This window comes from Pigmentiphaga sp. NML030171 (assembly GCF_002188635.1).
Lineage (GTDB): Bacteria > Pseudomonadota > Gammaproteobacteria > Burkholderiales > Burkholderiaceae_B > Pigmentiphaga > Pigmentiphaga daeguensis.
Map to the genome: position 1 here is coordinate 23,221 of NZ_NINX01000052.1, position 13,459 is coordinate 36,679.

General features: G+C 67.3%; 13 protein-coding genes. 8 read left to right on the forward strand and 5 right to left on the reverse strand.

What is annotated here, in order from left to right; genetic code table 11:
* Nucleotides 1-48: 48 nt before the first annotated feature.
* Genes CDO46_RS26405 through CDO46_RS26415 form a run of 3 tightly spaced genes read left to right on the forward strand, consistent with a single transcriptional unit; the run spans nt 49 to nt 2,858 of the window.
* Nucleotides 49-585, forward strand: coding sequence for a shikimate kinase (locus tag CDO46_RS26405; protein ID WP_087841599.1), 537 nt, complete (start codon nt 49-51; stop codon nt 583-585).
* The gene (aroB, locus tag CDO46_RS26410; RefSeq protein WP_087841554.1) at nt 582-1,691 is read left to right on the forward strand and encodes a 3-dehydroquinate synthase; all 1,110 of its coding nucleotides are present in this window, start codon (nt 582-584) and stop codon (nt 1,689-1,691) included. Before CDO46_RS26405 ends, aroB begins: the two co-directional genes overlap by 4 nt.
* Before the next feature lie 30 nt (nt 1,692-1,721).
* The gene (locus tag CDO46_RS26415) at nt 1,722-2,858 is read left to right on the forward strand and encodes a deoxyguanosinetriphosphate triphosphohydrolase (protein WP_087841555.1); all 1,137 of its coding nucleotides are present in this window, start codon (nt 1,722-1,724) and stop codon (nt 2,856-2,858) included.
* Between the two features lie 59 nt (nt 2,859-2,917).
* On the opposite strand, the gene CDO46_RS26420 is transcribed toward CDO46_RS26415, so the two are convergent.
* The 4 genes from CDO46_RS26420 to CDO46_RS26435 form a co-directional block, all read right to left on the reverse strand.
* Nucleotides 2,918-4,153, reverse strand: a complete 1,236-nt coding sequence (locus CDO46_RS26420; RefSeq protein WP_087841556.1) for an MFS transporter — start codon at nt 4,151-4,153, stop codon at nt 2,918-2,920.
* 77 nt (nt 4,154-4,230) lie between these two features.
* Entirely contained in the window at nt 4,231-5,211 is a 981-nt protein-coding gene (gene tsdA, locus CDO46_RS26425) for a gamma-resorcylate decarboxylase (protein WP_087841557.1), read from the reverse strand.
* 232 nt (nt 5,212-5,443) lie between these two features.
* The gene (locus tag CDO46_RS26430; protein WP_087841558.1) at nt 5,444-6,676 is read right to left on the reverse strand and encodes an acyl-CoA dehydrogenase family protein; all 1,233 of its coding nucleotides are present in this window, start codon (nt 6,674-6,676) and stop codon (nt 5,444-5,446) included.
* Between the two features lie 68 nt (nt 6,677-6,744).
* The gene (locus CDO46_RS26435) at nt 6,745-7,383 is read right to left on the reverse strand and encodes a flavin reductase family protein (RefSeq protein ID WP_254914699.1); all 639 of its coding nucleotides are present in this window, start codon (nt 7,381-7,383) and stop codon (nt 6,745-6,747) included.
* Between CDO46_RS26435 and CDO46_RS26440 the strand changes: the two genes are divergently transcribed.
* The 3 genes from CDO46_RS26440 (at nt 7,382) to CDO46_RS26450 (ending at nt 10,323) form a co-directional block, all read left to right on the forward strand.
* The gene (locus CDO46_RS26440; protein WP_087841601.1) at nt 7,382-7,855 is read left to right on the forward strand and encodes a MarR family winged helix-turn-helix transcriptional regulator; all 474 of its coding nucleotides are present in this window, start codon (nt 7,382-7,384) and stop codon (nt 7,853-7,855) included. The two genes, CDO46_RS26435 and CDO46_RS26440, sit on opposite strands and share 2 nt — an antisense overlap.
* Before the next feature lie 210 nt (nt 7,856-8,065).
* Nucleotides 8,066-9,100 carry an ABC transporter substrate-binding protein gene (locus tag CDO46_RS26445; RefSeq protein ID WP_087841559.1) on the forward strand — a complete coding sequence of 345 codons (1,035 nt, stop codon included), beginning with the start codon at nt 8,066-8,068 and terminating at the stop codon, nt 9,098-9,100.
* Nucleotides 9,097-10,323, forward strand: a complete 1,227-nt coding sequence (locus CDO46_RS26450) for an amidohydrolase family protein (RefSeq protein WP_087841560.1) — start codon at nt 9,097-9,099, stop codon at nt 10,321-10,323. Before CDO46_RS26445 ends, CDO46_RS26450 begins: the two co-directional genes overlap by 4 nt.
* Before the next feature lie 21 nt (nt 10,324-10,344).
* Here CDO46_RS26450 and CDO46_RS26455 read toward each other — a convergent pair whose 3' ends face one another.
* Nucleotides 10,345-11,241: a LysR family transcriptional regulator gene (locus CDO46_RS26455; RefSeq protein ID WP_087841561.1), complete on the reverse strand. Its 897-nt coding sequence runs from the start codon at nt 11,239-11,241 to the stop codon at nt 10,345-10,347.
* Nucleotides 11,242-11,577: 336 nt separating this feature from the next.
* On the opposite strand from CDO46_RS26455, the gene CDO46_RS26460 reads away from it, so the two are divergent.
* Together CDO46_RS26460 and CDO46_RS26465 are read left to right on the forward strand one after the other, a co-directional pair.
* Nucleotides 11,578-12,417 carry a cysteine hydrolase family protein gene (locus tag CDO46_RS26460; protein ID WP_087841562.1) on the forward strand — a complete coding sequence of 280 codons (840 nt, stop codon included), beginning with the start codon at nt 11,578-11,580 and terminating at the stop codon, nt 12,415-12,417.
* The gene (locus CDO46_RS26465; RefSeq protein WP_087841563.1) at nt 12,414-13,457 is read left to right on the forward strand and encodes an ABC transporter substrate-binding protein; all 1,044 of its coding nucleotides are present in this window, start codon (nt 12,414-12,416) and stop codon (nt 13,455-13,457) included. The genes CDO46_RS26460 and CDO46_RS26465 overlap by 4 nt, the downstream gene beginning before the upstream one ends.
* Nucleotides 13,458-13,459 lie beyond the last annotated feature (2 nt).

The window sequence follows — 13,459 nt, forward strand, 5'->3', positions numbered from 1 at the left end:
ACGGGGCCGGCAGGCACGGTGTTCGTGCCGCCCGTCTTTCTCGTCGGCATGATGGGGGCGGGCAAAACCACGATCGGCCGCGGCCTGGCGCGGGCGTTGTCGCGCCAGTTCCTGGACGTGGACCTGGTGCTGGAAGCGCGCTGCGGGGTCCGGGTGCCCACCATTTTCGAACTGGAAGGCGAGGCCGGCTTCCGGCGCCGCGAAACCCATGCGCTGGACGAATGCAGCCGGATTTCCGGGGTAGTCCTGGCCACCGGCGGCGGCGCCGTGCTGGCCGAGGAAAACCGCCGCATGCTGCAGCAGCGCGGCACGGTCGTCTACCTCAGGGCCAAGGCCGAGGAGCTCTACCAGCGTACCCGCTACGACCGCAACCGGCCGCTGCTGCAGACGGCCGATCCGCTGGGCCGCATCACCGAGCTGCTGCGCCAGCGCGAACCCCTGTACGAGGAAATCGCCGACCTCGTCGTCGATACCGGCAAGGTGTCGGTGGCGCGGCTGGTCGGCCGCATCCTGCCCATGCTCGCAACCTGCAACAAGCAGGTCCGGCCGCCCGCCGCCGACCTGCCCCCGCTGGAGTGTCTATGAAAGAAGTCCGTGTCGAGACCCCGGGCGGGAGCTATCCCATACGGATCGCCCCCGGCCGCCTCGATCGCCTGGCCGAGGCCGTGCCGGCCGACGCCACCACCCTGGTCGTGGTCACCAATCCCACCGTGGCGGCGCTGTACGCCGAGCGCGCCGAGCAGGCCCTGGCGGCCACCGGCCGGCCCATCCTGCGCATCGAGCTGCCCGACGGCGAGCAATACAAGGATTGGCAGACCCTGAACCTGATCTTCGACGCCATGCTGGCCAGGCACTGCGACCGCAAGGCCGTGATCGTCGCGCTGGGCGGCGGCGTGATCGGCGACATCGCCGGCTTCGCCGCCGCGGTCTACATGCGCGGCATCCGCTTCATCCAGGTGCCCACCACGCTGCTGTCGCAGGTCGATTCGTCGGTGGGCGGCAAGACCGCCGTCAACCACCCCATCGGCAAGAACATGATAGGCGCGTTCTACCAGCCGATCGCCGTGGAAATCGACACCGACGTGCTGTCCACGCTGCCCGCGCGCGAGGTCTCCGCCGGGCTGGCCGAGGTCATCAAGTACGGTGCCATCCTGGATGCCGACTTCTTCGCCTGGTGCGAGGCCCACGCCCGGGACCTGCGCGCGCTCGAACCGGGCGCGCTGGCCGTGGCCATCGCCCGTTCGTGCGAACTCAAGGCCTACGTCGTCTCGCAGGACGAACGGGAAACCGGCTTGCGCGCCATCCTGAACTTCGGCCATACCTTCGCCCACGCCATCGAGGCCGGGCTGGGCTTCGGCGCCTGGCTGCACGGCGAGGCCGTCGGCTGCGGCATGGTGCAGGCGGCGGAGCTCTCGGCGCTGGCCGCCGGGCTGCCGCCGGCCGACGCCGAACGCATCCGCGGCCTGGTGCTGGCCATCGGCTGCCCGGTGTACGCGCCCGACCTGGGGCCCGACCGCTGGTTCGACCTGATGCAGGGCGACAAGAAAACCGAAGCCGGCCAGATCCGCTTCATCCTCTTGCCCAGGCTGGGGGAAGCGGTACGGACCCCGGCCGAGGCCGGACTGGTCCGGCAGGTCCTGGACCGGACCGTCGCCAAGACAGCGGGCGAGCAGCCAGCCACGCTCGCCTGACCCCGCCCACTCCGGAGGAGCCCCGACGTCATGCCCCAAGTCCTCGCTCCCTACGCCGCCGACCCGGCCGCCACCCGCGGCCGGCGCCACCCCGAAGCCCCGCCCCAGGGGCGTTCCGAATTCCAGCGCGACCGCGATCGCATCATCCATTCCAACGCCTTCCGGCGGCTGGAGTACAAGACCCAGGTCTTCGTGAACCACGAGGGCGACCTGTTCCGCACCCGGCTCACGCACAGCCTGGAAGTGGCGCAGATCGCGCGGTCCATCGCGCGCAACCTGGGCCTGAACGAAGACCTCGTCGAAGCCATTTCCCTGGCCCATGACCTGGGCCACACCCCGTTCGGGCATGCCGGACAGGATGTGCTGCACGCCTGCATGCAGGAGTTCGCACCCGAGGCCGGCGGCTTCGAGCACAACCTGCAAAGCCTGCGCGTGGTGGACGAACTCGAGGAACGCTACGGCGACTTCAATGGCCTGAACCTGTGCTTCGAGACCCGCGAGGGCATCCTCAAGCACTGCTCGCTGACCCGGGCGGCGCGCCTGGGCGACGTGGGCGAGCGCTTCCTGAACCGCACCCAGCCTTCGCTGGAAGCGCAACTGACCAACCTGTCGGACGAGATCGCCTACAACAACCACGACATCGACGACGGCCTGCGCTCCGGCCTCGTCTCGCTGGAGCAGATGCGGCAGGTCGGCATCTTCAACCGCCATCATGCCGAGGTCGTGCAGCGCTACCCGGACCTGCCCGAGCGGCGTGCCATCACCGAAACGGTGCGGCGCATGATCAACACCCTGATCATCGACCTGACCGAGACCACGGCGGCCCGCATCGCCCGGCACCAGCCGGCCTCCATCGACGACGTGCGCCGCGCGCCGCCGCTGGCGGGCTTCAGCCCCGAAGTGAAGGCCGAGGCCGAGGAACTCAAGATCTTCCTGCGCGACAACCTGTATCGCCACTATCGGGTGCTGCGCATGACCACCAAGGCCAAGCGCGTGCTGCGCGACCTCTTCATCGCCTTCCTGGACGACCCGCGCCTGTTGCCGCCGCAGTACCAGGCACGGGCCAACGTGGATCAGCCGCGGGCCATTGCCGACTACATCGCGGGGATGACCGACCGGTATGCGATCAAGGAGCACCGGCGGTTGTTCCTGGTGAGCGACGAGTAGCGGCGGGGGGGGCGGCCATCCGCCCCGCTTCCCGATGCATTGCGGTGGCGCCGTGCTGGTCAATGCGCCGCCTGCAACACCTCCGACCGATTGCCGCCGCCATTCTGGCGAGGGTAGGTATAGGCGCCGAGCCGCAACACCAGCATCGCCGAAGCCAGCAGGACCAGGCTCAATCCGGCCAATGCCGACGAATAGCTTCCCGTCGCGTCGAACACGAGCCCCATGACATAGGGGCCTCCGCCGGACCCCGCCATAAAGGCTGCGAACAGATAGCCATAGATCTCGCCGAAGCTCTTCAAGCCCAGGTAGCGCGACAGCAGGAAGGCGATCAGGTCTACTTCCGCGCCCAGGCCCAGCCCTATCAGCACGACCGCGACGGCCGCATAGGCGGGCGACGGGTTGGCGAGCAGCAGGGCGATGCCGGCTACCGGGACCAGGAAGAAGAAGGCCGCCACGTAGGGCGCGAAGATGCGGTCGAGCAGGAAGCCAGCCAGCAGCCTGCCTCCGATGAGCGCGAGGCCGGCGAAGCCCAGCGCCGAGGTGGCGAGCGTGGCGGCAATGCCGCGGTCGACCAGCAGCGGAACCACGTGGGCGATGACGCCGTTCGTGGCCAGGGCGACGCCCGCAAAGGCGATGGCCAGTTTCCAGAACAGGGGGCTGCGCAGCGCCTGTCGACCGGTCAGTCCGGGCAACGCCGGCAGGCCGTCGGCCGCGGCGCGATGGGGCGGTTCGCGCACCGCCAGGCCGACTGCGGTAAACCCGACCACGAAGGTGAGCGCCGCCAGCCCGACGTATGCGCCGCGCCAGCCCACGTGCGCGACCAGCGCCTGGGCGAACTGGGGAACCAGCGCCGCTCCCAGGCCGACGCCGGACATGGCCACGCCCAGCGCCAGCCCGCGCTTGTCGTCGAACCAGGCGGCAATCGCCTTGGCGTAGGGCAGGGGCGTCTGGCCCGCCGCGGCGATGCCCATCAGCGCATAGATGATCATGAACTTCGCCGGCGTATCGGCCAGGAAGGCCAGCGCGACCATCGCGAGCGCGAACAGCGTGATGGCCGGCAGGGTGACGGCGCGCACGCCGTGGCGGTCGGCGAGCCTTCCGGCCAGTGGCACGCATAGCGCGGTCACGCATAGCCCGATCACCAGGGCCAGCGATGTGGTGGAACGCGACCAGCCGAACTCGCTGGTGACCGGCAGCAGAAACACGCCGAAGGTGAATTGCATGATAGGACCGTTGCCGACCAACAGGCCGAACACGGATCCGACCACGATCCACCATCGATTGATCGTCTTCATTGTCTTCCTCCTGATGGCTCGGGCCATCTATGGGATGGGATCGCCGGCCGGATGCGATGTCCGGCCGGGGGGGGCGATTACCGGTCCAGCTTGAACAGCCGCGCCGCATTGGCGCTGCCTATCTTGAGCCGGTCGGCTTCGCTGATGCTGGTTGAGTCGAACCATTCGGCCGCATGGTCGATGTTCTCGAACGGCCAGTCGGTGGAGAACAGGATGCGGTCGGCGCCGATCTCGAGGATGGCATCGATCAGCGTCTGCGTGCGGAAGTTGCCCGAGGTGGTCAGGTAGAAGTTCTCGTTGAAGTAGTCGACGATCTTCCTCTTGGCCGGATACTTCGGCTTGGCCTTGAGCCAGGCGTTGCGGTGGTCGATGCGCCACATGCTGTAGGGCAGGCCTTCTCCCATGTGGCCCAGGATGATGCGCAGCGCCGGAAACTGGTCGAATAGGCCCGAGCCCATCAGCCGCAGGGCATGCACCGCCGTTTCCTGCCCGAATGCCCACGTCGGTCCGAGCAGCCAGCCGTGTCCGTCGTAGATGCCGGCGTCGGGTGGCAACGGATTGCGCGGATGCAGGTAGAACGGGACGTCGAGCGTCTGGACGGTTGCCCAGAACGGCAGGTACTGCGGCATGTCGTAGTACAGCGGCTTGGAATGCCGCACGTCTTCGGAGAATCCGTTGACCAGCGCGCCGACGAAACCCAGGTCCTTCACGCAGCGCTCCAGTTCGGCCGCCGCGAGTTCCGGCTCCTGCATGGCCAGCGCGGCAAAGCCGCGGAACCGGTCCGGCCGCTTGGCCACTTCCTCCGCCAGGAAGTCGTTGGCCCTGCGGGCCGTCTCATGCGCCTTGCGGTGGTCCCCGATGGCCTGCACCGCCGGCGCGTTCAGCGACAGGATCATGACCTCGATGCCATGCTCGTCCATCAGGCGCAGCCGCCTGTCCTGGATATCGAGCAGCCGCGACTTCAGCTCCGGCCAGTCCTTCTCCGGCACGAAGCCCGCCGAATCCATCAGGGTCTCTTCCGTGGCGAAATGTTCTTCCAGCGCGATTTTTCCTTTCATTCCTCTCTCCTGTACATGCAGTCAGAAAATGCAAGATCCCAATTCACGCAGCACGCGGTGCCCGTCTAGTACGAGCTTCTTGAGGTGTCACGCCACTGCTGCCGCTGGCAGCCAGCGAAGCACCGGCGCCACAGTCCAAGAAAGCGGCCCTAGACCCAGGATGCGGTGGATCCGGCTCCGCCGGTCCACCCGCATCGCCCCCTGGGGGGCGCGCGTCAGCGCGTAGGGGGGGTCAATATTGCCCGCGCGGCGCCAACCCCAGCGCCATCTGCCCGTACATCGTGCCCACCGCATCCCAGTTCATGCTGATGTGGCGGCCGACCGCGTTGATGTCGCGCCAGGCCCGCTGCACCGGGTTGTCCATCTGCAGGCCCGCGCCGCCGGTGGACGCGTTGAGGGCCTCGATCGCCCGCAGCGCCAGCGATACCGCGAACGACTGGCCGCGCCGGCAAACGATGCGGTCTTCCTCGGTCACGGCATGGCCGCCGCCGACCCTGGCGGTGACCCAGCGCAGGTCGCGCAGAAGGATCTCCCGTGCCGCGTCCGCGCTGGCGGCCGCTTCCGCCACGCGCAACTGGACCGTGGCGAACTCGGCCATCTTCTGATGCGCGCCGGCCACCGCGCCGCGGGTGACGCGGCCGCTGGTGACCGCTACGTACTCGTCGAGTGCCCCCTGCGCGGCACCTACCGCGACCGAGGCCAGGCACGAGGGAATGACGGTCAGCATGGGAATGCGGTAGCCGGGGACTTGCCGGTAATGCGCGGCCCCTGGAGTGTCGCCCGACGTGGTCTGGGCGAAGGTCAGCAGACGATGGGCGGGTACGTACACATCGTCGAGCACCAGTGTCTTGCTGCCTGTGCCCGCCAGCCCGACCACGTCCCATGTGTCGACGATGCGATAGTCCGTCGCGGGTACCAGCAGGAAGGCGGGCTCCAGGCGAGACGGATCGTCGGCGCACGGCACCATGGCGGCGCAGAGCGCCCACCGGGCGTTCTCACAGCCACTGGCAAAACTCCAGCTTCCGCTCAGCCGCAGGCCGCCTGGCGCCGGCTGCGCCCGGCTTGCCGGCGCATACGACCCGCATAGCAGCGCATCGGGATCGGCGCCCCAGACGTCGTGCTGCGCTTCGGCCGGAAAGCCCGCCAGCAGCCATTGATGCGCGGCCAGCAGGCCGCACACCCAGGCGGTCGATGCGCAGTGCTGTGCAAGGAGCAGATTGGCCTCGACCAGCGCTGCGAAGCTCTGCTCCGCGCCGCCGTATGCGGCCGGCTTGACCAGGTCGAAGAAGCCGGTGGCGCGCACCCGTTCCATGTGGGCAGCGGGTATGCGGCGCGCGGCCTCCACTTCTCGCGCAGCGGCGCGCAAGCCGGGAGCCAGCTCGCGCAATGCGGCGACGAGGGGCGGGGAGGGCGCGTCCGTGCCGCCGGGCGGCGACAGAATGGCGTGTTCCGCGAAACTGCTCATGATGGTCTCCGAGTTATGTGCATGAATGGCCGGCCTGCCGGCGCGCGGTGCGAGGGAGTGGAAATGCGCTAGCCCGACGCCATGGGGATCGAGCGGCAATAGGTCGCGTTCTGGTAAAGCAGCGGGGCACTGCGGTCTGACAGCTGTACGTCGTCGACCTCGCCGATGAAGACGGTATGCGTGCCGAACGGAACGGCGAGCTTCTTGACGCAGAAAATGCGGGCCTGCGCCGAGGCCAGGTGCTTGATGCCTTCTTCGGTTTCGGCCCAGTCGCCCAGGGCAAACCGTTCGCCGGGCGCGACCGCGCCGCTGAAGGCGGCGGAGAGGTCCTGGTGTTCCTGCGCCAATACGTTGACGCAGAACCGCTCGGTCGAGGACATGATGTGATGCAGCAGCGTGCGGTTATTGATGCAGACCAGCAGCGCCGCGGGATCGAGCGATACAGAGGTGACCGCGGTGGCGGTCATGCCGTGGCCGCGCTCGCGGTCGCCAGCGGTGATGATGGAGACGGTGGCGGCGATGCTGCGCATGGCCTGGCGAAACGCGACTTGCACGTCGCCGGAAGGCGTGGCGGCCATGTGTCTTCCTCCATGTTCTTCGTACTGTTTGAACAGTTTCACATACAACAATTGAAAATACAACTGTTGTAAAGTCCAAATCAGATAGGGGTTTTCTCTGCCCCGGTTCCTGAGCGCAGCCTTGACCATGTATCGATTGACCGATTCCTTTCCCTACTTGCTCAACCGCGTGGGCGTGCGCATAGGCGAGTTGTTCAGCAAGCGGCTCAAGCCTTATGACCTCACGCTGCCGATGTATCGCGTGCTGGTGTCGCTATGGGAAAGGGGCGACCAGAGACTGAACGAATTGGGCAAGGCGACCACGCTGGAGGTGTCGTCGCTGTCGCGGCTGATCGGCACCATGGAGGAGCGCGGCCTGGTGGTCCGGAACCGGCTGGAGGACAATGCGCGCGCCGTGGCGATCAATCTCACCGCGGAAGGAAGGCGGCTGGCGGAAGAACTGATTCCGCTGGCTGTCGAATTCGAGGAGGTGGCCATCCACAGTTTCGGCCGGAGCGAAGTGGCGCGGCTGAAGTCGGCCATGCTCGACATCTACGAACACCTGAACGCGCTCGATCCGCGGCTGCTGGAACCGGGCCGCAAGCGCAAATCCGGACACTGAGCGCTCCAGCCCGCCCATCCGTTGCCAATACGGCAACGGACAGGCCGTGAAAAGGCAAGGTTCGAGTACGCCAACTGGCACAAGGTATGCATGAGTCGGGCGTGGCCTGGAACGGGGCGCCCGCATGCACCATCAGTGGGCATCCCGCCGCTCGGAGCAGCGAGGCGGATTGCCTTCCGGGTCGCAACCTTATCGAAGGAACGATCCGACATGTCTATTTTCCGCTGGATTATCCGGGCCGCCGGCCTGGCCGCCCTGGCGTGCGCCTTGCCCGCCGCCGCGCAATCGCCCGCCAAGATCAGATTCATGCTGGACTGGAAGATCCAGGGCGTCCACGCCTGGTTCTATTGGGCCAAGGACAAGGGCTATTTCAAGGATGAGAACCTGGACGTGACCATCGACCAGGGCGACGGGTCGGCGGCGGCGGTGACACGGGTCATGTCCGGAGGCTACCAGGCGGGCGTGGGCGACGTGAACGCCATCATCCAGAATGCCGCGACCAAGCCCGGCGAGGCGCCTGTCATGGTTTACATGATCTACAACCAGGCGCCGTTTGCGCTGATTACCAAGGCCGGCGGGCCGATCAAGACGCTCAAGGACATCGAGGGCAAGACGCTGGGGTCGCCCGCCGGGGCGGCGGCGCTGAAGGTCTTCACCGCGCTCGCCAAGCGCAACGGCATCGACGAGAAGAAGGTGAGCTGGACCAACATGGCCCCGAACCTGCAGGAGCAGATGCTGCTGCGCGGGCAGGTGGATGCCTCGGCGGTATTCGCCGCCACCAGCTACATGAATCTGGTCGCGCAGCACGTGGATCCGGACAAGGACATCCGTTGGATTTTCTACAACGACAACGGCCTCGATCTGTACAGCAATGGCGTGCTGGTATCTCCCAAGCTGCTGGCCGAGCAACCGCGCGCGGTGGGCGGCCTGGTGAAGGCGGTCAACCGGGCGATGAAGGAATGCATCGCCGCAGCGGACGCCTGCATCGACAACCTGGCGCGCAACGAGCCGCTGATCGACAAGAGTATCGAGAAGCGCCGCATGTTATACGTCCTCAAGCATTCCATCCTGACATCCGAGGTGGCCGAGATCGGATTGGGGGACGTGCGCGACGAGCGCATGGCGCGCGCCATCGACCAGATCGCCGACAGTTACGGCCTGCCGCGCAAGCCGTCGCCGGGCGAGGTGTTCAACCGGAGTTTCCTGCCGCCCAAGGCCGACCGCACGGCCAGGCTGCCGCTATGACGGCCGCGCAGGCGGCAACGGATGCCTGGGGCATCCGCAATGCGGCTCTCCCCGGGCGCGAAGGGCGGTGGCGCGTGATCGTGGCCGGGGGGCGCATTGCCGAGATCGCGCCCGAGGGCGACGGCGGCCGGTATGCCGACGCCTGGGACGCGGACGGACGGCTGCTCTCGACGGCCTTCGTCGACCCTCACGTCCATGTGGACAAGGCGCTGACCAGCGACCGCGTGGATGATGCCGTGGCCGCGTCCGACCTGGACGCGGCGATCCGGGCCGTGCGCCGCCTCAAGTCCGGCTTTACCGAGGAGGACGTCGCCGCCCGGGCGGCGGCGTCTCTGCGTATGGGGCTGGCGCACGGCACGACCGTGGCACGCACCAACTGCGAGGCTGACCGCCATGTCGGCTTGCGCGCCGTGGCCGGCGTGCGTGCGGCAGCCCGGGCGTTGGCGGGCGCGGTGGACGTGCAGGTCATCGCATTTCCCCAGGAAGGCTGGTTCGAGACCGCCGGCTCGGCCGAGGACGGCGCGGCGCCGTACATCGAGCAGGCCCTGGAGGCCGGCGTGCGCATCGTCGGCGGCAACGTCAACCGGGCGTTGTGGCCATCGGATCCCGAGCGCCAGGTGGACGAGAGCTTCGCGCTGGCCGCGCGCTACGACTGCGACATCGACTATCACCTCGACAACTGGGATACGCCCGAGTCGTTCACCCTGCCCTACGTGGCGCACAAGACCCTGGCGCAGGGATGGCAAGGCCGCGTGGCGGTGTCGCACATTGCCTCGCTGGCCGCGGTCGGCGATGCCGAGGCGGCCGACGCGATCGATGCGGTCAGGCGCGCCGAGGTGAGCGTTTGCGTACTGCCCACCCGCATGCGGCTCACGCGTGTGCTCGAACTGATGGAGGCCGGGGTCAACGTGGCCTGTGGCACCGACAACATGCGCGATCCGTTCGTGCGCTATGGCGATGCCGATCCGCTCAAGGCCATGCTGCTGCTCGCGCAGATCACGCGCCAGCTGCACAACGCCGGACTGGAGCGGACCTGGACGACCATGACCGGCAATGCGGCGCGCATGCTGCGATTGCGCGACTATGGCATGGCGCCTGGCTGTCATGCGGATCTGGTGTTGCTGGACGCGCATTGCGTGTCCGACGCGATATTGCGGCAGGCCGCCCGGCTTGCCGTGTTCAAGCGCGGCATGCAGGTGGCGGGACAGCTCCGCGTGGTCTGATCCGCGCCGGGTGGCGGGGCATCAGGCTTCGGCCGCCGCCAGCGTCTGCTGGATGTGTTCGACGAAGGCATGCGCGATCACCGGCAACTGGCGGTGCCGCAAACTCGCCAGCACCAGCTTGCCCCTGGGGAAATGCCGGTCCTCCAACTGCCGCGCGACCAGTTCCCCGCCTTCGGTGACCGCCCCGATGGCAATCTGGAAGGAAATGGCTTGCTGGTAGTAGAGGCAGCCGCGCAGGAATTCGAACGAGTTGCTTTCCACCATCGGGTGCAATTTGATCGAGCTGCGCGTCATGAAGCGCTCCAGCAACTGGCGGCCGCCTATGTCGCGATCGGGCAGTACGACGGGATAGTCGGCACAGTCGCGCAAGTAGACGCGAGGCTGCCCGGCCAGGGGATGGCTGCGGTGCATCAGCGCGACCAGGGGCTGGTCGAACTGCCTGATGGACTCGATGTCGGCCTCCGGCGCGAGGTTGAAGACCAGGGCCAGGTCCACGTCGAAAGCGCGCAGCGCCTCGAGCGCCTGCAGGTGGTCGCCGAAGGTGACCTCGAACGAGACCAGCGGATGGGCGGCGCGGAATGAGGACACCGCGCCGGGCAGGCAGACCGGCGCGAGCGCCTGGCTGGCGACGATCCGGACGGTGCCGCGGCGCTTTCCCTTCAATTCTTCGATTTGTGACCGGACGCCGTCGAGTTCGGCGCTCCGGCTGCGTATGTAGCGCACGAAAAGCTCGCCGGCGGTGGTCAGCCGCATGCCTCGGGGAAGGCGCTCGAAGATGGGCGTGCCCAATTCTTCCTCCAGATCCTGGATGCGGCGGTTGACGGCCGACGGCGCGACGTGGAGCCGCTCGGCAGCCTGGCGGATGGAGCCGACGCGAGCGACTTCGTCGACGTAGCGGAGAAAGCGCAGGTGATTCATGAGGGGAGGACGTGGAAGTGGGGAATGGGTGGACGCACTGCTTCGTGGCCTGCGCCGCCCGATAGCGGGCATGCCGCTTCGGTTTGGTGCATGGGCCGGTACGTGTGCGAGGCGCATCGGCGGCGGCTGGCCCGCCGCCCCGTCGAGCGCGGCAGCCGTGCGGAAAGGCCACCAGCCAGGGGCGGCGCGGGCGTGTTCCGCATCGTTGCCGATACGGCAACGGGTAGTCCGTCAAATGGCATTGAATTGGATCGCAGAATCAGGTGGACGGGTACGGTCATTGCATAGAGCAAATCATGTTCCGGGATTCGCCGGCATCCACGCATCGTCCAGACCATGACCGCACCGACTGTTCCCACCCATTCCTTCGGCCCCTCGCCGGACAACGCATGGACCCAGCGAGACGATTGCCTGAGCCTCGTCCGCCCGGCCCGCCCGTCCCGGCCGCTGCGCCTGCCGTCCGATGGACAGGCGCTGGAGTTCGATCTTGCTCGCTCCGCGTTGATCGTGATCGACATGCAGAATGACTTCTGCCATGCCGACGGCTGGTTCGGCCAGAAAGGCGTGGACGTCTCGCCCATGCGCGCACCCATCCCGGCCATCGCCGCGCTGTTGCCGGCATGGCGCGCCGCGGGCGGACGGGTGGTCTGGCTCAACTGGGGCGTGCGTGCCGATCGCCTCAATCTCAGCCCCACCATCCTTTTCAAAGGCAAGCGCAGCGCCGGCGGCGTGGGCTATGCCGAGTGCTCGCCCGATGATCGCGGCCCCAGCGTGGTGGCCGGCGAGTGGGGCGCGCGCGTCGTCGAGGAACTGCCGGTGGCGGCGGACGACGTGACCGTCTACAAGCATCGCCTTAGCGGCTTCTGGGACAACGAGCTGGACAGCCTGCTGCGCCAGCAGGGCATCACGACACTGTTCTACGCGGGCGTGAATACCGACCGCTGCGTGTTCTCCACGCTGCAGGATGCGGGGTTTCTGGGCTACGACAACATTCTCCTGGCCGATGTCTGCGGGTCGCCATCGCCTGATTACGTCACCCAGGCCATTCATTTCCTGGTCAGACAACTGCACGGTTTCGTCGCCAGCGCGCAAGACCTGGCTGGCGCGCTGGCAGCCAACGCTCCGCAATCGCCGGAGCTTCCCTCCACTCCTCGTTCTATAGGAATCGCTCCATGATCGATCATCTGAAACGGCTGGTTCGCGCCTCGGCCGGCGCCGCCGCGCTCGGACTGTGCCTGTCGGCGCTTCCGGCCCTGGCCGATGCCCAGCCCCGGATCAAGCTGACCTTGAACTGGAAGTACGAGGGGGCACAGGCCTGGTTCTTCCTGGCCCAGGAGCGCGGCTATTTCAAGGCCGAAGGACTGGATGTCCAGATCGACCAGGGCGAGGGGTCGGCAGCCGGCGTGCCCAAGGTCGCCGCCGGTACGTACACCGCGGCGTTCGGCGACATGAATGCGCTGATCGACTTTGCCGCGCGCCGGCCCGACGATGCGCCGGTGGCCGTCTACATGCTGTACAACGTCGCGCCGTTCACCGTGGTCGTGAAAAAAGACAGCCCCATCAAGACGCCCAAGGATTTCGAGGGCCGCACCCTGGGCGGGCCCGCCAGCGACGGCGCCCTGAAGCTGTTCCCCACGCTGGCGAAGACGGCGGGATTCGACCTGACCAAGGTCAAGATCAACAACATGGCGCCCAACCTGCGCGAGCAGATGCTGTTGCGCGACCAGGTCGACGGCGTGTTCGGCTACGTGAACACCGTTTGGTTCGCCGCCAAGCTGAGCGGCATGGATCCCGAGAAGGACCTGCGCTTCATCAAGTACGCCGACTACGGCCTGGACCTGTACTCCAACACCATCATGTTCTCGCGCAAGTTCGCCAGGGAGAACCCCGAGGCGGTCAAGGGTTTCCTGCGCGCGCTCAACAAGGCGATCAAGGACGTCGTGGCCGATCCCGACGCCGGCATCGCCGCGGTGCTCAAGCGCGAACCGCTGCTCAAGGCCGAGCTGGAGAAAGAGAAGCTCCTGTCGACCATGAAGCGCGACATGAGCCACCCCGAGATTGCCAGGATCGGGCTCGGCGACGTGGACGATGCCCGCCTGAAGCGGGCCATCGATCTCGTGGTGCAGGCCAACCAGCTGGGCAGCACGCCCGCCGTATCAGCGGTGTTCGACCGCGGCTTTCTGCCGGCGCGTGCCGAGCGGCCCACGCATTTCTGAAC